The following is a 19,821-nucleotide window of genomic DNA, read 5'->3' on the forward strand; positions in this document are numbered from 1 at the left end:
ATCTTATTTTTCCTCTATCTGCACTTTGGAATTCATATCGTAGAATCCAACGGTGTTCTTTATGGAAACTACAGTTATATTACATGCATCGTATAAGCGGTGGAACACGGTAAACTCTCCGTTCTGATAACCGGTACAGCCAAAGGAAAGGAGGTATTCGCCGCCCTGAAGGTCCATTTTCTGCTCAAAGGTAACCACGCACTCGCTTCCAGGCTCTGTGTTCTCCACATTCACCCCTTCATACATGGTATTGGTTCCTGTGATCTCGGTTCCCTGGATATTCTTGAAGGTAAAGGCCATGATCGGCTGCAAAATGCTTTCATTAAAATGGATGCGCATTTTAATCTTAAAGGTGGTGCCTTTTTCAATGGTATTACTCTGTAAGCCCTTGGAGTCGATCACCACAAAATCTACGATCTCCGCCTGTTTTTCCCCGTATTCCAGTGTATTGGGGTTCATCTGGAAGCCCTTTTTCTGGCTTTCTCTTATGGCACTGTTCATCTGTGCCTGTTTCACCGGATTCTGGCGGACCAGCAGCTGCTTGTACATATCCACCATTGCCTTAGGAGTTCCCTGATCCAGCATCTCTCCCTGATTCAGAAGAATGACGCGGTCACAGTATTTGGAAATGCTTCCCAGATCATGGCTTACAAACAGAATGGTTTTCCCCTGTCTCTTAAACTCTTCGAATTTGTGATAGCATTTGGACTGGAAAAATACATCTCCTACTGAAAGTGCCTCATCTACCACCAGGATCTCCGGATCGATATTGATAGCCACAGCAAAGGCAAGGCGCACAAACATACCACTTGAATAGGTCTTCACCGGCTGGTGGACGAACTCACCGATATCAGCAAAGCTGAGGATATCGTCCAGTCTTGCATCAATCTCTGCTTCCGTGAAGCCCATCATGGTACCGTTCAGATAAATATTCTCCAAACCGGAATACTCGGGGTTGAAACCGGCTCCCAGCTCCAGAAGCGCGGAAATCCTTCCGTTTACGGTAATGCTTCCCCCGGTAGGAGAAAGTACGCCTGTAATGATCTTCAGGATCGTAGATTTCCCAGATCCATTGGTGCCGATAATACCAACGCATTCCCCAACACCGATATCAAAATTAATGTCTCTTAACGCATAATGCTCTTTATAAAGCTTCTTTCTGGTAAGTCCCAGGGAATCCACCAGACGGTCCAGGGGCTTATTGTAGAGCTTATACATTTTGGACAGATTTCTTATTTCAATGGCATTTTTTGTTTCCACGTTGTTTCCTTTCTATTGTGACTGTCGTTCTCTTCACAGCCGACAGTCTGCTGCATCATGCATGACTAAATTCTTTGTTCTCATTCTCCGTAATGAACCCAGGAATCCCCTGTTACAGAACATCTGCAAAATGAACGCGAAGGCGCTTAAACACCCAGTTTCCAAGCAGGAAGCAACAAATTGCAAATATCCAGAAATATAAAGTCCACAATGGTCTTTCGAAAAACCAGCGTTTCATAATGAAGGCATCTCTGTATCCGGAAACTACGTAAAACATGGGATTCAGCTGAAGAATTTTATAGATAATGCTGTTTGTCCCGATCATACTCTCTGCTACCCACATGATCGGAGTCAGCCACACGCCTACCTGCAGACCAATATTGATCACCTGCTTAAGATCACGGAAAAGTACGACAACCGCACTTGTGGCATAGCACAGGCCCAGTACAAGGGCAAATACACAGATACTGTAATAGATGATCTGAAGATAATACCAGTCTGGAAATCTTCCGTTACACATATAGAGTACAATTGCCAGAAGGATAAAAAATCCATGGACAAATGCAGCGGAAATAATTTTTACCACTGGAAGAACGCTGATATTGAATACCACCTTTTTTACCAGGTAATCGTATTCCAGAAGGGCATTAGAGCCTCCTGAAAGGGCATCTGAAAAGAAAAACCAGGGCACGATCCCAGCTACCAGATAAAGCACAAAAGGGACTCCCAGCTCATCTGTATTGGACCGGAACCCCACTGAAAATACAAACCAATATACCAGAATTGTTACCACTGGCTGAACAAACGCCCAGAAGGTTCCGAAATAGGAACCTGCATACCTGGTTTTGAAATCGTTTTTGGCCAGCTTCATAACCAGCCGGCGGTTTTTGTATAAATCCGCCGGCAGAGATAAAATAGACTTAAGCATCTGCAGTCTCCTATCTGTTTAATTCCTTGAAGCTTCCCCATTTCTGATCCTTGTCAGAGAAGATCAGCTCCATGCCTTCCGGAATCGGCCACTGAACATTGATATCCGGATCGTTCCAGATCAGACCGCCCTCATCGTTTGGATGATAGAAATCGGAGCACTTGTAGGTAAATTCTGCATTCTCAGAGAGAACCAGGAAACCGTGAGCAAATCCCTTTGGAATAAAGAACTGTTTCTTATTCTCTGCGGAAAGAACAACGCCATACCATTTTCCATAGGTCTTGGAACCTTCTCTTAGGTCAACTGCTACATCAAATACTTCTCCGTTTACCACACGGACCAGCTTATCCTGAGGATAGTTCAGCTGGAAATGAAGGCCGCGGAGAACTCCATAGCGGGAGCTGGACTGGTTGTCCTGTACGAATTCTACATCAATTCCGGCATCCTTGAAGTCATTGTAATTGTAAGTCTCCATGAAATAACCTCTGGAATCTCCAAATACAGTTGGTTCAATTACTTTTAATCCTTCGATATCGTCACAGTTTGTTACTTTAATTTTTCCCATTTTTGTTTCTCCTTATCATATATTCATAGAAAAGCTATAAATTTACTGCTTCCAACAGACTGATTACCGACAAATAGGTAATCATGATCTGTTTTCAGCAAATAGTTAACTAAGCTTGTACTGTTTCTTGCAAACACCGTTTTTATTAAACACGGATACAATACCGCTGCTGCTTGTGAGGCGGACGCTCTGTGCACGAACACCAGCCTGGGCGCCGGTGCCCTTGTAGAAATAGTACTTTTTACCTTTTATTTTGTGCCAGCCTTTATAGGCCTTTCCATTGGAACCGAAGTAATAGGTGTTTTTCTTTCCATTTTCAGTTATCGTCACAAATTTATTCTTCACCCGGACGCCCTTACTATCAAAATAATAGATAGTGCCAGCTGGTGTCACATACTTATAATTTTTCAGCATGTAGAATGTATCAGGACTGAAGTAATAATATTTCTTATTCAGCTTATGAACACCTGTTAAAGCCTTACCGTCGGAGCCAAAATAATAGGTCTTACCGCTCTTGGTTACCACTTTATTTTTGATACGTACGCCGTTCTTATTTACGTAATAAGCAGTACCATCTGTCTTGATCACGGTATTCTTACATAAATGTCCATCCTTGACACTGAAGTAATAATACTTACCGCCGATTTCTCTCCATCCAGTAGCCTTTACATCATTCTCGTAGTAATATTTCTTTCCGCTGACAGTTTTCCAGCCGTTCACATATACTTTCGGATCAGCATATAAGGGCTCTGTAGCAGCAGTATACCCTTCCTGGGCAGTCCATCTTGGAACAATTCTGGTGGTATAATCTACAAACCCAAAGTTCACATCAACGTTATTCTCTTTGGCAACGCCGCTGATCAGATTCTTCGTAGCGATCATTCCTGGTACTTCGTCTCCAGCGGTACTCTGCCAAATGGTATATTTATACTTGCTTGTGCTTGGTGCCAGTATCGTGTCCCCATAGCTTGCAATCCATACATCAAGCCCGGAACCTTCCAGAACACTCCAGTCCACAAAATTGTTATACCAGTTCAGGTTCATATAAAGCATAGGAGTATATCCTGCTTTACGGATCTCATCACAGAAAGTAAGTGCGATCTGGGAAACTTCCTTCTTCGTCAAGGTTCCCAGTGTTTTCTCATCTTCCAGGTCAAAGGCAACCGGATAGGACACCTTATGCCCCTGCATCTGTCTGATGGCAAGCTGCGCTTCTGCCAGCGCCTCTTTATTGGTCTTGGCAAGACTGTATACATAAGTTCCAACTGGAACCCCTGCTGCCTCTGCCTGTGTCATATTATAATCGAAATAGTTATCCAGATGTTTCGTTCCATAGGAAATACGTATAAAAGCAAAATCCAGATCGTTCTTAGCTTCTGCCCAGTTGATCTTGTCCTGCCATTCGGAAACATCAATTCCTCTTGTGATGGCATTCTCTATTACTTTCCCGCTTCCATTATAGCAGACGCCGTCTATTTTCTTCCATGCATTTGGGCTTACTTTCTTCGCAGAGGAAGAACCCACACTGGGTACCTGCTCATTTGGTGAAAGATTCTCTACTCCTGAAGATGGTCTGTTTCCTGCATTGGCACTGACTTCTACGGCTGCCCCTGCGACACCAGCAGTTCCAAGCATAGCAGTCAACAGACTGACTGACAGCCACTTTTTCCATTTATTCATTTTTCCTCCCGATCGCCCTTCTGTAATTCCAGGCTTCCCCTCATTTAACAAAAGATAGGTTACTGGTTTCGGTTCATAATCTCCCCAGTAACACAAGATGTTAAAAATGTGTTACTTTGTTATTATACAGTTTCCCTTTTCAAATTTCAACGTTATTCTCCAAAACATAGAAAAGGCGCCGAAAAATCATCAAAACTGATAATTTTTCAGCACCTTTTTTATATTTTTATGTCTGATATCATACCAAACTTTAGATGAGTCTGTGCAAAACGGCTCCAGCTTTATGCTGCCGGGTCGGTAGGATCATAATATCCTCCGTTCTTGGTTCCCTTAAGCGGTACAATTGCGCGGCGTCCAAGCGGTCCCTTGAAGACTTCGTCTGATTTATACTTACCATCGAAGATATAAATAGTGGAACCATTGCAGTTATAATATACCCATTTCGCATCTGCTACGCAGGTACGGATACATCCATGGGATGCCGGGCTTCCCAGTCTGTAATAGGCACTTACCGGAAGATTATAACTATTCGCAGATCCGCATGCAATAGAATGAACAAAGATGCCTCCCTGTCCAGCGCCATTTACATGGGTACCGTACTGTCCCCAGGATGGTCCCATAAGAGGCTGCCATCTACTGTAGCTTGTCAGCGTATATTTTCCGGTAGGTGTTGGTGTTCCAGGATTTCCAACAGAAACTCGAATAGATTTAACCGGAATGGTGCGGGCAGAATCTGCGTAAATTGTCATTACACCATTTACACGGTCAACCTCTACAGTGTATGGTCCTTTGTAAATATTGGTCAGATCGTTGATCCTGTATCCGTTCTTGTCAAAGTAATATAACTTGCCGCCAATTCTCTTGGAAGTGTTGGTTACAAATCCCTTCTTATCCGGGTTAATATATTTCACCAGGTTCTTGGAATTATCTACCACAACCCAGCCAGTGGTAAATTTACCAGTTGCATCTACATAGCCATATTTCTTGCCTTTTTTAATGAATGTGTTCTTTACAACATTCATATTTTTGAAGTAATAGTATTTACCATCAATCTTCTGCCAGCCGCTCTTACGGAGTACACCATTGGATGCTGCGAAGTAGGTCTTTTTCTTGTAGACGAACATCTGGTTCTTAACCATCTTACCGTTTCTTTTCTTGGAAGTAGATGGTTTAAAGAAATAGCTCTTACCATTGATCACAGTGATACCACTTGCAAGTCTTCCATCCTCTTTGAAGTAATATCCGCTCTTCATCTGGTTTATATAGTGATTTCCATTCTTATTGAATAAGAACCAGCCATAGAATTTACCTTTTACAGTTACTTTCTGCCAGCCTGTTTTCTTCACGATAACACCAGCGCTGGAGCCGAAATAATACATTCTGTTTCCAGCTCCCGGGCAGCGGTGCCAGCTCTTCTTCCAGTTGGCTCTAACACCGTTCTCATTTACATAGTATTTCTTCTTTTTATATGTAACAATCCGGTTCTTATAAATGCTGCCGTATTTATCTGTAAGATAGTAGTTGCCATCAGCAGCTTTCTTCATGGTGCTCTTGATCAGATAGCCCTTGCTGTCAATCAGGTAGGATTTCTGTGCATCCTTGCGTCCATCCAGATCAGAAGCCATAATTCCGTGAACCAGAAGCTGTCCCATTTTTGCACTATTCAGTTCACCGGAATCATAATATTTCCACTGCTCACCAGCACTGGTCTGAAAGCTCTTCCATCCATCACGGAACATTCTGCCAGGAATCTCCTGGGCATTTGCTGCAGGCATGAAATAATACTGTGCAGTCGTTCCCTTTGCGGTCAGTGTAATATCACCTGTGCGCGGTTTACCGTTTGCATCCAGACAATAGTATTCGTTGTCAATTTTGTAATATCCGGTATACGTATTATTAGTCTTTGCAGCCTGATCCAGCTGGGCAATTGTCATTGCCTTGCCGTCAGCTCCATAATAATGGAAATTACCGCTATCCTTGCTCCACAGCCAGAAGTTCTTCTGCATCTGGCCAATTGTAGTCTTCCACGGTACTAATGCAGGACCCTTGCCAGCAAATTCTGCATATGCTTCTGCCTTATCAGCTGCAGTAAAATAAAACTCTCCCACTCTGCCATTGGTACTCTCTGTACCATTCAGATTCTTGATTCCTGTAACAAGGATTCCATTTGCATCAAACAGATAGGATCCTGTATGGACCGCTCCTGTCTCTGTTCTTGTGGTGATCTCTACGATTCCATCTGCTGCAGTATAATACTGGTCCTGAAAACTGAGCGGTGCTGCGTCTGTATGATCTGTACCAACAGCCTCTGCACTCTCCTCAGCGCCTGCTTCAGACTGTACCTCTGCATCCGCTTCTGTATCTTCAAACTCACCCTCTACTGCATCTGTATTTTGAACATCAGATGCCTGAACTGCGGCAGTGGCTACAGCTACAGCTTTCTTACGAAGGCGGAAACCACCAGCAACCTGCTCCCACTCATTCCAGTTAAAGATTCCATCAGATGCATCAGCCTGCACTGTTTCATCAACAGCTGCGGTCTGACTTGCATCTGGAATGTTCTGGACATCACTTCCAAAATCCTGGGCAGGATCTGTATCCCCCGCTTCACTGACATCATCCCCGGAAATAAATCCATCGGAAAATCCATCTTCCTCTGAAACGACATCCTCTGTATTTCCACTATTTACATCTTCCTGTGGCTGCTGGTCATCAGATGCTGGTACATCTGAGCTATTATCTCCAGTGCTTTCTCCATTATCTGATGGCTGTACCTCCTGGGTGCCATCGGCTTCCGGCTGCTCTTCTCCTGCCTGCTCGGATGTAAAGCCAGATTCAAAACCTGCATCCAAAGCTGCGGCAGGAACTTCAAGCCCCATGGAAACGCTTAACATAACGCCTAAAAATGCGGCTGCAACTCTCTTTTTCACTTTTATGCCTCCCCTTAATAAAACTTACTCGCCAAGTCCATTGTTGATGACGGTTACCAGATTTCTCAGTGCTTCCACTTCATCATCGCCTTCACAAAATATCGTGATCTCATCACCACATTTCACACATGCTCCCAGCACACTGAGAACACTTTTGGCGTTGGCTGAACCGCCATTGTACTGAAATGTTATAAGAGATTTATATTTCATAGCCTCCTTACAGAGGATTCCAGCCGGGCGTAAATGAAGTCCGGAAGGATTATTCACCCTTACTTTTTCGCTTACCATAGTTTCACTCCCTTATCTGTTTTATCCGTTTGAGTCTGAATTTGAAACCTCCGATATGGTCACGTCAGCAGCTACGTCATCCAACAGCTCATAACCCTTAGGCAATTTCACGGAAACTGGAATCTGATAACTTCCCACACCCATGTCCGCAAGGTCAACAGATGCCTTCACTTCATCAATGTTAAAGTCATCAAGATCTCCATCTGTTGCTTTCACACGGATTTCGATCTTATCTGTTCCAAACGTCACAAGAAGATTGCTGTCAAGATTATCTACAGTGATCTGATTGGACGGTAAACCGTATGAATGACTTCCAACAGGAAGAATGCTTACCTTCACCCATACATCCTCACTTGTTCCATTTGTCAGTTTCACATCATCCGGAAGTACATCCTTCAGACTGACTTTCTTCTCAATATCAGCCGTCTCTCCGGTAATATCAATGTCCGTCCCGCCGATCCAGATGGTATTATCATTCTGTTTCAGAGTTTCCAACGCTTCATCGGTTCCTGCAATACTAATGGTATCTGGAACAGTTGTAACACTCTCTACCTGATATCCATCCGCAGGCACACCCACATAATTGGCTCCAATATTCACTCCCGTGCGGATCTTCCAGAATTTAGTCGTAACTACGACCTTGGTATTATCTATCGTAAGATAAGCCATTCTTCCAGCAAGGCTGTCCTGATTCTTATCAATGATATTCAGTTCAGCTTCCTCCGAGAAATCCTTTGTCTTGCCATCAACATCAACTGTCGCATTTACTTTATCAATTTTATTCACCAGGGACTTCGGTCCTGTAATCTTAACTTTCTCAGGGCTTGCAGTCTGGGAACCTACTTCATATCCCTTTCCAGGCTGACTGGAGCCGTAATTTACATTAACCAGAAATTCCTGTGTTACCTTCTCTTCCAGCCGTACACTGAGGTACTGGGGTGTCACCTTGATATTCTCCGGACTGATTCCCGGGCAGGATGCTGTAATCGGAACCATAACCGGATCTGTGTCCAGGCTTCCAGCCTGCTGAAGATCTGCAGTCAGTGTAATATTCGCCTGCGTGATCCTGGTAAGCAGTCTTCTCTCACCCGTAATGGTAACCCGGATCGGATCCGGATCATCATCCTGCAGACACATCATGTTTGCGCTGTCTACATAAGCTGTGTTCTGAAGTTCCACCTTATCTCCTGCAATTGTAATGCTTTTGCTGGAAACCGGATTATCTACATTTACTACAATAAACCAAATCAGAAATCCAATGAAAACCGACATGATCTTTAAGCTAAAATTCCTAGTCAGCTTTGCCTTCTTCATGTTTCATTCTCCCTTTCAACAGTTGACGCAGTTTACTGTTATTGACAACCTTCTTGTTCTGTGCCTTGATCAGTGCAGATCTGAGTTCCGCACTGGTAAGTCCTCTGGTCAGCATTCCATTCTGGGCTACAGAAACCTGACCAGTCTCTTCTGATACAATGATAGTCAGGGAATCACTTACCTCACTAATGCCCACGCCTGCTCTGTGGCGGGTTCCAAGCTGCTTGCTCAGTTCCATATTGTCTGAAAGGGGCAGATAACAGGTGGCTGCCACAATTCGGTTGCCGCGCACAAGAACTGCTCCGTCATGAAGCGGCGTATTGTGCTCAAAAATATTGATCAGAAGCTGGCTGGTAAGTACTGCGTCCATATTGATTCCAGTACGCTCATACTCACTTAACCGAATATTCTGCTCAATCACGATCAGGGCGCCGGTTCTCACCTCGCCCATGTCAAAACATGCTTTCACAAGCTCATTTATCGTCTTATCTGTAAATCTCTCCTGTACCTCCCTGCCAGAATCAAGAGGCAAAATAGTGGCCATGATCTTCTTCTGACCCAGCTGCTCCAGCATTTTCCTGAGCTCGGGCTGGAAAATAACAACAACACTGGTAAGAAGTATGGTCGACAGGTTCTTAATGATCCAGAGGATGGTATTCATCTTCAGAATATAGGCAAATAAAATAAAAAGAAGTACCACCAGGATTCCCTTTAACAGTGTATAAGCGCGGGTAAATTTGATCCACACCATAAACTGATAAATAAAAAAGGAAATCAAGGCAATCTCCAGTATGTCTGTAACTCCCAGACTGGGCAGGGAAAGTTTTGACAAATATCCTGATAATCTGACTGCCATATCCTGCATAGTGTACTCCTTTCCTGTTTCAAAGACTTTATAGCAAAATGGTTACCGGACAATCTCCCCGGTAACCTTTTCCTATTAAAGAGTTACCGCTCTCTCCACAGCAGTAACATCAAAGATCCTTAAGGGATTCTTCAAGCTTTTTCTCAAAATCAACGTCCTTCGCAGCCGGCTTCTCAGCCTGTCTCGGCTTTCTGTCTGCTGCCGGAGAAACTTTCTTTCTCTTCGGTTTCTCATCCTGACGGAAGATTGGGTTCGCATAAGTGGCTGTATTCTCCTCTGCCTTTCTCTCTTCCCGTACAGGCTCTGCATTTATTTTCTTGATGCTTCTCTCAGATGTTGCAACAGAAGCTTTCGGAACGGCTTTTACATAGTAGAAATATTCATCATCTTCATATTCCAGACGCTCTGCTCTGCTGTAATCCCCGCCAAATGCGAAGAATTCCAAGATCAGTGCAAGAAGCACTGCAGCAATCGTACAAATCAAAAGTGGAACCATTGCAACAGTTGCATTCAGGCTCATTCCAAAACTTCCAACCAGCATTATAAACACATAAGCTACGCCGCCTGTAATTATGGATATCCTCCATGCATGATCAAAGGAACGGGTACGGATCAGATGTACCAGAAGGGTTACTGCCACAAACGCAACAACTGCAATCCACATTCCCCAGTTCTGCACCAGACCATCGGCCATGATCTGCAGCTTATCTGTCATCTCCAGATCCGGATTCACAAGAATTGTGGACTGGGATCTTAAAAAGCGGATAAAATAATACATAACTACACCACAGCCAGCCGGGATAGCAGATAAGCTGCTCTCCATCAATCCACTTCCAATAGGAAGCAGTGCCGGAAGACTGAATGCAAAGGAAAGTGGGGTAAATACAAAAGTTACATTCTGCTCACCGCTGAATCTCAGGAAAAAGATCAGCATCAGCAGGATCAGCACAAGCATAAATGCCGCAACTTCTATTCCCAATGCATAGCTGTGTACAAGGATCAGCACAAATCCAATATACATCATAGCGGAAGATGGTAAAATAGAGCAGATCAACGCCAGGATCAGTACAAGAAATACATTATTGATCCGTGACATATATCCCATATTTGCATTGATCCACAGGAAGTAAACCAGTGCTAACACAAATTTCATTACAGGCAGGATATACATTTCATACTGTCCGTACATTCCTTTAATTTTTTGCTTTAATTCAAGCAATGCTGTCATTTTCTATATCCTCCTGACATTTCACGTCCTGCGAATTTCTTTTCTTCACGAGTATAGATCTTCTCCAGCTTGGTAAGCTGTGTGTAATATTGCTTCACGCTCTTCTTGGCATTGTGATACTTCACGGTGTACTGGATATATGTCAGTACCGAATACACTGCCAACACGCCTATATATCCTGCCAGAACTACGATTCCAAGAGAGATCAGATCCATCTTATGAACATTATCCAGCAGATACTCCAGATTATATGCTGCGATCACAGCAAGTATCAATCCATATCCAATTGTTACAAGAAAGAAATTCTTGATCAGTGCCAGACCGATATAATCACTTCTGTAATACTTGCTCACCGGAAGATATTTTCTGCCTTCCTGTTTTTCATATAAAGCAAGCCGGTCCATTATCTTTACTTTTTCTTCGTTTATCATAAATGGGCTCCTTATGCATTTCTTTAAAAGCTGAAAAGCTATACTCATACAGGATGATTGTATCATATATCCCATGGCATGAAAAGTGTTTTTTTACCTGTTCCTTCCAATACATAATGTCAAAAAGAATACATGGGACGCGCCCTTCCCAAGAAGAGCCCTTGACACCACATCCATAGTACTTCCAGTAGTATATACATCATCAATAAGCAAAATACGCTTTCCTGCAGGATTTCCCACCACTTGAAAAGCTTCCTTCAGATTCTGTTTTCTTCCGGCTGCATCCAGCTTCTTCTGGGATCTGGTGGCATGGTTTTTCTTCAGAAGTCGGGTATTCACAGGAATCCCTGTGTAGCGGGACAGTTCCCTTGCCAGAAGCTCAGCCTGGTTGAACCCTCTTATCTTCTGCTTTCTCCAGTGAAGTGGAACCGGCACGATCATCTGAGGCTGCCAAAGTACCAGCAGATCCTTTCCATACAGGTACATCGCTTTCCCATAGAAACGGCTGTATTCCCTGCAGCCAAAATATTTATATTTCATTATGGAGTATTTCATCCGGTCATCATAGAGGAAAATGCCTCTTCCCTGGTCAAAGACACCAGGATGGCTCTGACAATCCCGGCAGTATTCTTCTTCCTCCCGTACCGGCTTTCCGCATTTGTAGCATCTTGGACCCGATATAGGTCTGATGTCCCTGGCACAGTCCGGACAGATCAATTCGTGATGTTCTCTAAGAATTCTGTGACATAGGGGACACCGTCTTGGGTACAACAGATCCAGAAAGCTCCTGTATCCTTGTGCCAAGAGAGCTGTAGCGCTTCTGCTGCTTCTCATTGCGGATCATCTCCCCGAAAGTCTCCTCACTTCCAACTACGGTTACACATTTTCTTGCTCTCGTAACCCCTGTATACAAAAGATTACGGTTCATCAGCATCTTCGGACCGGAAAGGAGAGGCAGGATCACTGCCGGATATTCCGAGCCCTGGGACTTATGTATGGTGATCGCGTAGGCAAGCTCCAGTTCTTCCAGCTGTTTAAAAGAATAATCTGCAAAACGGCCATCTTCAAATTCCACTGTGGCAGTCTCCGCAAATTCGTTAATCTCCCTCAAAATACCGGTATCTCCGTTAAATACGCCAACGCCTTCTTCCACAGGAATTCCGTATTTTCCCCGTACTTCCCATTCCATCTGATAGTTGTTCTTGATCTGCATGACCTTATCCCCAACACGGAAAAGGCGTTCCCCGATCTCTTTTTCTTTTTTATCTGCGGCAGGAGGATTCAGGTATCTCTGCAGGATCTGATTCAGACGCTCTACTCCTAATAGTCCCTTTCTCATAGGTGTAAGGACCTGTATTTCAAAAGGTCTGGCATCCACATATTTCGGCAGTTTCTCCTGGATCAGAGCAATTACCACGCGGATAATAATGTCCGCGTCATATCTTTTCAGAAAGAAGAAGTCGCGGCTCTTATTATCCAAGGAAACCTGCTCTCCATTATGTATCTTATGGGCATTTACCACAATATCACTGTGGGATGCCTGTCTGAAAATCTTCTTCAGTTCTACAACAGGAAAAACTCCGCTTCGGATAATGTCTCTCAACACATTTCCTGGTCCCACACTTGGCAGCTGATTCTCATCACCCACTAAAATAAGTCTGGTCCCTGCCGTTACCGCAAGAAGTAAAGAATGCATCAGAAAAATATCTACCATAGACATTTCATCAATAATGATCACATCTGTATCCAGAGGATTCTCCGCATTTCTTTCAAAATGAACTCCCTGTGTCTCCCTGCTGTCATCATCCGGCACCCCATTCAGTTCCAGAAGACGGTGAATGGTCTGGGCCTCATACCCGGTAGCTTCTGTCATACGCTTGGCAGCCCGTCCTGTAGGCGCAGCAAGACGTAAGGTAGCACCTTCGCCTTCAAAAAAGCGTATAATTGCATTAATAGTGGTAGTCTTACCGGTTCCGGGACCTCCTGTAAGAATAAAAAGTCCATTTCCAGCAGCCTCCACTACTGCTTTCTTCTGCATTTCTTCCAGAACTGTGCCTGTTTCCTTCTCAATCTGGGCAATTCTGCGCTCCATCATCTGCTCATCCTGAGGATATCGGATATTAAGTTCCGTAAGCATCCTTGCAGTATTCAATTCCAGATTGTAATACTGACTGGGATATACGAGAGTAACCCCCTCTGAATCCTTCAAAACCAGCTTCCTGTCAATTGCCATATCCATCAGGTGTTTTTCCATATAGGAAACATCAACCCGAAGCAGCTGGGAGGCTCGTGCAAACAGTTCTTCCTTAGGAAGATAAATATGCCCTTCCCCGGAAGCCTGGAGAAGAGTATACAGCATGCCGCTTCGGATTCTGTAATCTGAATCTGCATGAATTCCTATACGGGAAGCAATGGCATCTGCAATTTTAAATCCAACGCCGCTGATGTCGTCAGCCAGTCTGTATGGATTTTCCTGGAGCACACTATACACAGACTGACCGTATTTCTGATAAATTTTCGCCCCAAGATTCAGAGAGATGCCATATTTCTGAAGAAACATCATCGCTTTCCGCATATCTGCTTTCTCTGTCACCTGGGAAGCAATCTCCCTGGCCTTTTTCTCACTGATTCCCTTTACTTCTGCCAGCCTCTCCGGCTCTTCCTCTACAATCCTTAATGTGTCTTCTCCGAAATATCTCACAATCCTTGCAGCAAGAGCCACTCCAACACCTTTGATCGCACCAGATCCCAGATAGCGTTCCATGGCCTGGGTATCTTCCGGCGCTTTCTCCACATAGGAATGGATCTGAAACTGCCTTCCATATACGTGATGCTGGGAAAACTGCCCCTCCGCCTCAATGGTCACTCCCTGGGTGATATCAGGGAATGTCCCTACGCAAGTCAGTTCTTCTTCCGAATCCGGAGTCTTCATCACCATGACGGTATATCCATTTTCCTCATTGCGGAAGATGACATGGTCTATGTATCCTGTAACTTTCTCGCTCATTCGCTTCTCTCCTGCTGCAGTAATTCTATATAGTTCACAAAGGGCACTGCATACGCAGCACCCTTTTTTACCAAAACGGACATGTCACCAACCAGCAACATCACTATTCTTCCATCCGTGTAATGACTTCCGCATATTTCCCGGTTCCCACCACGACTGCAGACATGGCATCCTGTACCGTAAGTGTACTTACGCCAGTCTTCTGCTCAATAAGCGTGTCCATTCCGTGAAGCATTGCCCCGCCTCCGGTCAGTACAATACCTCTGTCTACAATGTCCGCAGCCAGTTCTGGCGGAGTCTTCTCCAATACTCCATGTACCGTTTCCACGATCTGATTGGTGGCATCCTTTAATGCAATACGGATTTCTTCGGATGTAAGCGTCACCACCTTAGGAAGACCAGTGATCACATTTCTTCCCTTCACTTCAAGTGTACGTGGGGAAGCTTCCTGGCAGGCAGTTCCGATTTTTATCTTAATGTTCTCAGCAGCTTCTTCACCAATAAAAAGGCTGTGATTCTTTCGTACATAACTCATAATAGCCTGATCAAAATTATCTCCGGCTACTTTTACGGAAGCAGACACAACAGATCCTGCCATGGAGATCACGGCTACATCTGTGGTTCCTCCTCCAATGTCTACAATGAGATTCCCAAAAGGCTTGGTCACATCCATCCCTGCACCAATCGCTGCCGCAATCGGTTCTTCCACAAGAAAAACCTCTCTTGCTCCAGCCTGATAGGTAGCTTCCTCAACTGCCTTTCTCTCGATTTCAGTAGTTCCGCTTGGAATACAGATACTGATCCTTGGCTTTCGGAAGGAATGTCTTCCCATAGCTTTGGAAATAAAAAATTTCAGCATCTTCTCCATGACGGTATAATCTACGATCACGCCCTGACGGATAGGACGGATCACTTCCATATTCGAGGAAGCATGTCCAGTCATCTGTCTGGCTTCCTCTCCAATTGCTTTTATCTTCTCTGAATTTTTATCATAAACCACTACAGACGGCTCGCTGAGTACCAGCCCCCGTCCAGTGGAATATACCCGGCTGTTCCTGGTTCCCAGGTCAATTCCAATATCACTGGCAGGCATTTAAATCCCCTTTCTGTCTATATGCAAATATATTCTTCACACTATTATAAACAAAAATAACTTAATTGGAAAGAGGTTTTATTTGTTCCTGTTCACGATTCCTGTTCGCGAAGTAAATAGGAACCTTTATTTACTTCAGATATTTCGCAACATACCGTCCTGTATGGGAAGCCGGATTCTTTGCAACTTCCTCGGGAGTGCCCTTAGCCACTACCGTTCCGCCACCATCTCCACCCTCCGGACCGATATCAATAATATAATCCGCGGTCTTGATCACATCCAGATTATGCTCAATTACTACAACGGTATTTCCACCGTCAGAAAGTCTGCGCAGAATCTCCACCAGCTTCTGCACATCTGCAAAATGCAGTCCGGTCGTCGGTTCATCCAGAATATAGATCGTCTTGCCAGTGCTGCGCTTACTAAGCTCTGTCGCCAGCTTGATACGCTGTGCTTCTCCTCCGGAAAGCGTAGTGGACGGCTGCCCAAGACGAATATAGGATAATCCTACATCATACAGTGTCTCGATCTTCCTTCTGATGGACGGAACATTCTCGAAGAACGTCATCGCTTCCTCCACCGTCATGTTCAGCACATCATAGATGCTCTTATCCTTATATTTCACTTCCAGAGTCTCACGGTTATAGCGCTTGCCCTTGCAGACTTCACAGGGAACATAGACATCCGGCAGAAAATGCATTTCGATCTTAATAATTCCATCACCGCTGCAGGCTTCACAGCGGCCGCCCTTTACATTAAAGCTGAAACGGCCTTTCTTGTATCCTTTCGCCTTAGCATCTGCTGTAGCAGCAAAAAGATCACGAATCTGGTCAAACACACCAGTATAGGTAGCAGGATTGGATCTTGGCGTACGTCCAATCGGAGACTGGTCAATGGCAATTACCTTATCCAGCTGCTCCACTCCAAGAATGGCATCATGCTTGCCAGGAATTACACGGGCCCGGTTCAATTCCCTTGCCAGATGTTTGTAAAGGATCTCATTGATGAGAGAACTCTTTCCAGAACCGGAAACACCGGTGATGCAGGTCATGATTCCAAGCGGAATATCCACGTCAATGTGCTTCAGATTGTTCTCTGCGGCACCCTTGATCGTCAGAAATCCAGTAGGTGTCTTGCGCACTTCCGGTACCGGGATCTTCAGTCTTCCGCTAAGATAAGCGCCGGTAATAGAATCCGGATTCTGCATCAGCTCCTCTGCCGTACCCATTCCCACCAGTTTTCCACCGTGTTCTCCGGCTCCAGGACCAATATCCACAATACAGTCCGCTGCACGCATGGTATCCTCATCATGCTCTACTACGATCAGGCTGTTTCCCAGATCTCTCAAATGCATCAAGGCTCCCAGAAGCTTATCATTATCTCTCTGGTGAAGACCAATGCTGGGCTCATCCAGAATATAAGCAACTCCTACCAGCCCGGAGCCAATCTGGGTAGCAAGGCGGATTCTCTGTGCCTCACCACCGGACAGGGTACCTGTGGCACGCGCCAGGGAAAGATACTCCAGACCAACATCGGCCAGGAATCCTACCCTTGCCCTGATTTCCTTAAGAATCTGCTTTCCGATCAACTGCTGCTGCGGAGACAACTGCATTTCTGCCAGAAATACCTTCAGCTTATCAATGGACATATTGGTAACTTCATAAATATTCTTATCTGCAACAGTGACAGCCAGAGATTCCTTCTTCAGACGCTGTCCCTTGCAAGCTGTACACGGGGTGATCTGCATAAAGCTCTCGTATTCCTGCTTCATGGCCTCGGAACCGGTCTCCTTATAGCGCTGCTCCACGTTCTTGATCAGGCCTGGAAAGGCCACATCATAGACTCCCTCTCCACGCTGTCCTTTATAATAAACCTTTACTGAATGCCCGCCAGTGCCGTACAGGATAATATCCTGTATCTTCTTGGGATAATCCTGGAAAGGCGTATCCAGATCAAATCCATATTCCCGGCAAAGAGCGTTCAGAATTGCATTGGTAAAGCTGTTCTTATCCGTACAGGACTGCCAGCCCATCACCACAATAGCGCCCTCAGAAATGCTGAGAGACTTATCCGGGATCATCAGATCCGGATCAAACTCCATCTTATAGCCAAGTCCCAGACACTCCGGGCAGGCACCAAATGGATTATTAAAGGAAAAGCTTCTCGGCTCGATCTCATCAATGCTGATTCCGCAGTCCGCACAGGAAAAGCTCTGGCTGAAATTCATATAATTTCCATCCATGGTATCAACCACGGCCAGGCCATCTGCCAGATTCAGTACGGTCTCCAGGGAATCCGTCAGTCGCTTCTCAATCCCTGGTTTCACGATCAGACGGTCTACAATTATGGCAATAGTATGCTTAATATTCTTATCCAGGGTAATTGCCTCAGAAAGCTCATACACACTTCCATCAATCTCCGCGCGCACATAACCGCTGCGTCTGGCCTGATCCAGCAATTTTGCATGGGTACCCTTACGTCCCCGCACCACTGGAGCAAGAAGCTGTATCTTCGTTCTCTCAGGCAGTTCCATGATCTGATCTACCATCTGGTCAACCGTCTGCTTAGCGATCACCTTCCCGCACTTGGGGCAGTGAGGAATCCCCACACGGGCATATAAAAGACGGAAATAATCGTAAATCTCCGTCACAGTTCCCACTGTAGACCGCGGATTACGGTTCGTAGACTTCTGATCAATGGAAATAGCAGGGGGAAGTCCCTCAATGCTCTCCACATCCGGTTTCTCCATCTGTCCAAGGAACTGTCTGGCATAAGAAGAAAGAGACTCCATATATCTTCTCTGTCCCTCTGCATAAATGGTATCAAATGCCAGTGAGGACTTGCCAGAACCGCTCAGTCCGGTAAGCACCACGAACTTATCCCTTGGAATATCCACGCTGAGATTCTTCAGGTTATTCTCATTGGCCCCTCTTATTCTGATAAACTGTTTCTTATTCTCTGCTGCCATCTGTTCCTCCATGTATCTTTTCTATATCTATACCTGTTTTCCAGTTAATGTTTTCTTCAAGAATACCACAAGAACATGTGTTCGTCAATGTGTTTTTATAAACTCAAAAAACTCTTTTACAACAAAAAATCTGCCATAACTGCATTGCTCACAAGAATCCCTGTCCTGGATAAAAAAATCCTGTCATCCTTTTCCACCAGCATTCCCTGCCGCTTATATTTGTCCAGCACTTCCCCATATATCTTCTCAACAGCAGTCCCAAAATATTCCTGAAATTCTGTTTTAGACACACCATCTGTCATCCTAAGCCCCAGAAACATAAATTCTGCCATCTCATCTTCCTGTGTAAGAAACTCCCGGTCTTTCCTCATCAGCTCCGGAGTACCGCTTTTTTCCAGATATTCCTGCATATCCGTAGTATTAGTAAAGCGCACATTTCCAGTCAGGGAAGCAGCTCCCAGCCCAAGCCCAAGATAATCCTTTCTCTGCCAGTATCCTTCATTATGCCTGCATTCCCGGTTTTCTTTTGCATAATTGGAAATCTCATACTGGTGATAGCCATACTCTCCCAGAACTTTCGCCACGTCCTCATACATCCGGTATTCCGTATCTTCATCCGGCAGGTCCAATTTTCTCCTGGAAAAAGGGGTACCCTCTTCCACGATCAGGCTATACGCGGAAATATGCTCCGGACCAAGCTCTGCCACCATTCGAAGATTTTCGATCCAGCCTTCATAGCTCTGTCCCGGAATTGCAAACATTAAATCAATATTCAGATTGGAAAAGCCTGCCGCTCTCGCCATCTGATAGCTCTCCAGAAACTGCTCATAATTATGGATTCTTCCAAGCATTTTCAATTCTTCATCTTTTGGAGACTGTAGCCCGATGCTGATCCGGTTGATTCCATATTTTCTGTAAAGAGCCAGTTTCTGCGGTGTCAGTGTCCCTGGATTTGCTTCAATGGTAATCTCTGCATCCGGAGAAAAACGAAAGTTCTCCTGTAACCCCTGCAAAAGTTTTTCCATCACATCGCATTCCGGCACAGAGGGCGTCCCGCCGCCAATAAACACTGTATCCACCGGACGTTTTTCCAGCTTGGAAACTGCCTCTATTTCCCGTAAAAGTGCATAAATATAAGATTCCTGCCCGGCCCTTGTAGAAGGACCTGACAGGAAATCGCAATAATCACATTTCTTTATGCAAAACGGGATATGAAGATACAGTTCTAAACCATTCTTCTTTCTTCCCATTCTGATTTTCCCCT

At 44.8% G+C, this 19,821-nt stretch carries 15 protein-coding genes; all 15 read right to left on the bottom strand.

The genetic code is table 11. The features are described from left to right. Positions 1-3: 3 nt before the first annotated feature. Positions 4-1,260, bottom strand: coding sequence for an ABC transporter ATP-binding protein (locus ACTQ50_RS06340; protein ID WP_226819636.1), 1,257 nt, complete (start codon positions 1,258-1,260; stop codon positions 4-6). 112 nt (positions 1,261-1,372) lie between these two features. After that, positions 1,373-2,188, bottom strand: a complete 816-nt coding sequence (locus tag ACTQ50_RS06345; RefSeq protein ID WP_441483473.1) for an ABC transporter permease — start codon at positions 2,186-2,188, stop codon at positions 1,373-1,375. Between the two features lie 10 nt (positions 2,189-2,198). Further along, entirely contained in the window at positions 2,199-2,753 is a 555-nt protein-coding gene (rfbC, locus tag ACTQ50_RS06350) for a dTDP-4-dehydrorhamnose 3,5-epimerase (RefSeq protein WP_441483474.1), read from the bottom strand. Positions 2,754-2,858: 105 nt separating this feature from the next. After that, on the bottom strand, positions 2,859-4,433 hold the full coding sequence (locus ACTQ50_RS06355; RefSeq protein WP_441483475.1) for a GH25 family lysozyme: 1,575 nt from the start codon (positions 4,431-4,433) through the stop codon (positions 2,859-2,861). A gap of 281 nt (positions 4,434-4,714) precedes the next feature. Then, positions 4,715-7,363 (bottom strand): L,D-transpeptidase family protein, encoded by a 2,649-nt coding sequence (locus tag ACTQ50_RS06360; RefSeq protein ID WP_441483476.1) that lies wholly within the window; start codon positions 7,361-7,363, stop codon positions 4,715-4,717. A 24-nt stretch (positions 7,364-7,387) separates the two neighbouring features. Beyond that, positions 7,388-7,651 (bottom strand): HPr family phosphocarrier protein, encoded by a 264-nt coding sequence (locus ACTQ50_RS06365; RefSeq protein WP_441483477.1) that lies wholly within the window; start codon positions 7,649-7,651, stop codon positions 7,388-7,390. Between the two features lie 21 nt (positions 7,652-7,672). Beyond that, the gene (locus ACTQ50_RS06370; protein WP_441483478.1) at positions 7,673-8,965 is read right to left on the bottom strand and encodes a CdaR family protein; all 1,293 of its coding nucleotides are present in this window, start codon (positions 8,963-8,965) and stop codon (positions 7,673-7,675) included. Next, positions 8,943-9,830 carry a diadenylate cyclase CdaA gene (gene cdaA, locus ACTQ50_RS06375; RefSeq protein WP_441483479.1) on the bottom strand — a complete coding sequence of 296 codons (888 nt, stop codon included), beginning with the start codon at positions 9,828-9,830 and terminating at the stop codon, positions 8,943-8,945. Before cdaA ends, ACTQ50_RS06370 begins: the two co-directional genes overlap by 23 nt. A 109-nt stretch (positions 9,831-9,939) precedes the next feature. Continuing rightward, positions 9,940-11,058 carry a hypothetical protein gene (locus tag ACTQ50_RS06380; protein ID WP_441483480.1) on the bottom strand — a complete coding sequence of 373 codons (1,119 nt, stop codon included), beginning with the start codon at positions 11,056-11,058 and terminating at the stop codon, positions 9,940-9,942. After that, a complete protein-coding gene (locus ACTQ50_RS06385) occupies positions 11,055-11,489 on the bottom strand; it encodes a hypothetical protein (RefSeq protein ID WP_441483481.1) in 435 nt (144 codons plus the stop codon). Before ACTQ50_RS06385 ends, ACTQ50_RS06380 begins: the two co-directional genes overlap by 4 nt. A 93-nt stretch (positions 11,490-11,582) precedes the next feature. Beyond that, positions 11,583-12,323 (bottom strand): double zinc ribbon domain-containing protein, encoded by a 741-nt coding sequence (locus ACTQ50_RS06390; RefSeq protein WP_441483482.1) that lies wholly within the window; start codon positions 12,321-12,323, stop codon positions 11,583-11,585. Then, positions 12,220-14,496 (bottom strand): SF1B family DNA helicase RecD2, encoded by a 2,277-nt coding sequence (gene recD2, locus ACTQ50_RS06395; RefSeq protein ID WP_441483483.1) that lies wholly within the window; start codon positions 14,494-14,496, stop codon positions 12,220-12,222. The genes ACTQ50_RS06390 and recD2 overlap by 104 nt, the downstream gene beginning before the upstream one ends. 103 nt (positions 14,497-14,599) lie before the next feature. Beyond that, positions 14,600-15,589 carry a rod shape-determining protein gene (locus ACTQ50_RS06400; protein WP_441483484.1) on the bottom strand — a complete coding sequence of 330 codons (990 nt, stop codon included), beginning with the start codon at positions 15,587-15,589 and terminating at the stop codon, positions 14,600-14,602. Positions 15,590-15,719: 130 nt separating this feature from the next. Continuing rightward, entirely contained in the window at positions 15,720-18,557 is a 2,838-nt protein-coding gene (gene uvrA / locus ACTQ50_RS06405) for an excinuclease ABC subunit UvrA (RefSeq protein WP_441483485.1), read from the bottom strand. A 116-nt stretch (positions 18,558-18,673) separates the two neighbouring features. After that, positions 18,674-19,807, bottom strand: a complete 1,134-nt coding sequence (gene hemW / locus ACTQ50_RS06410; protein WP_441483486.1) for a radical SAM family heme chaperone HemW — start codon at positions 19,805-19,807, stop codon at positions 18,674-18,676. Between the last annotated feature and the right edge of the window lie 14 nt (positions 19,808-19,821).

Origin of the sequence: Blautia sp. Sow4_E7 (assembly GCF_052116245.1) — a bacterium.
Taxonomy (GTDB): domain Bacteria; phylum Bacillota; class Clostridia; order Lachnospirales; family Lachnospiraceae; genus Blautia_A.

Coding starts and splice junctions, on each gene's coding strand:
- ACTQ50_RS06345 (WP_441483473.1), bottom strand. CDS start 2,188: ATGCTTAAGTCTATTTTATCTCTGCCGGCGGATTTATACAAAAACCGC.
- rfbC (WP_441483474.1), bottom strand. CDS start 2,753: ATGGGAAAAATTAAAGTAACAAACTGTGACGATATCGAAGGATTAAAA.
- ACTQ50_RS06355 (WP_441483475.1), bottom strand. CDS start 4,433: ATGAATAAATGGAAAAAGTGGCTGTCAGTCAGTCTGTTGACTGCTATG.
- ACTQ50_RS06365 (WP_441483477.1), bottom strand. CDS start 7,651: ATGGTAAGCGAAAAAGTAAGGGTGAATAATCCTTCCGGACTTCATTTA.
- ACTQ50_RS06370 (WP_441483478.1), bottom strand. CDS start 8,965: ATGAAGAAGGCAAAGCTGACTAGGAATTTTAGCTTAAAGATCATGTCG.
- cdaA (WP_441483479.1), bottom strand. CDS start 9,830: ATGCAGGATATGGCAGTCAGATTATCAGGATATTTGTCAAAACTTTCC.
- ACTQ50_RS06380 (WP_441483480.1), bottom strand. CDS start 11,058: ATGACAGCATTGCTTGAATTAAAGCAAAAAATTAAAGGAATGTACGGA.
- ACTQ50_RS06385 (WP_441483481.1), bottom strand. CDS start 11,489: ATGATAAACGAAGAAAAAGTAAAGATAATGGACCGGCTTGCTTTATAT.
- ACTQ50_RS06390 (WP_441483482.1), bottom strand. CDS start 12,323: ATGAGAAGCAGCAGAAGCGCTACAGCTCTCTTGGCACAAGGATACAGG.
- recD2 (WP_441483483.1), bottom strand. CDS start 14,496: ATGAGCGAGAAAGTTACAGGATACATAGACCATGTCATCTTCCGCAAT.
- ACTQ50_RS06400 (WP_441483484.1), bottom strand. CDS start 15,589: ATGCCTGCCAGTGATATTGGAATTGACCTGGGAACCAGGAACAGCCGG.
- uvrA (WP_441483485.1), bottom strand. CDS start 18,557: ATGGCAGCAGAGAATAAGAAACAGTTTATCAGAATAAGAGGGGCCAAT.
- hemW (WP_441483486.1), bottom strand. CDS start 19,807: ATGGGAAGAAAGAAGAATGGTTTAGAACTGTATCTTCATATCCCGTTT.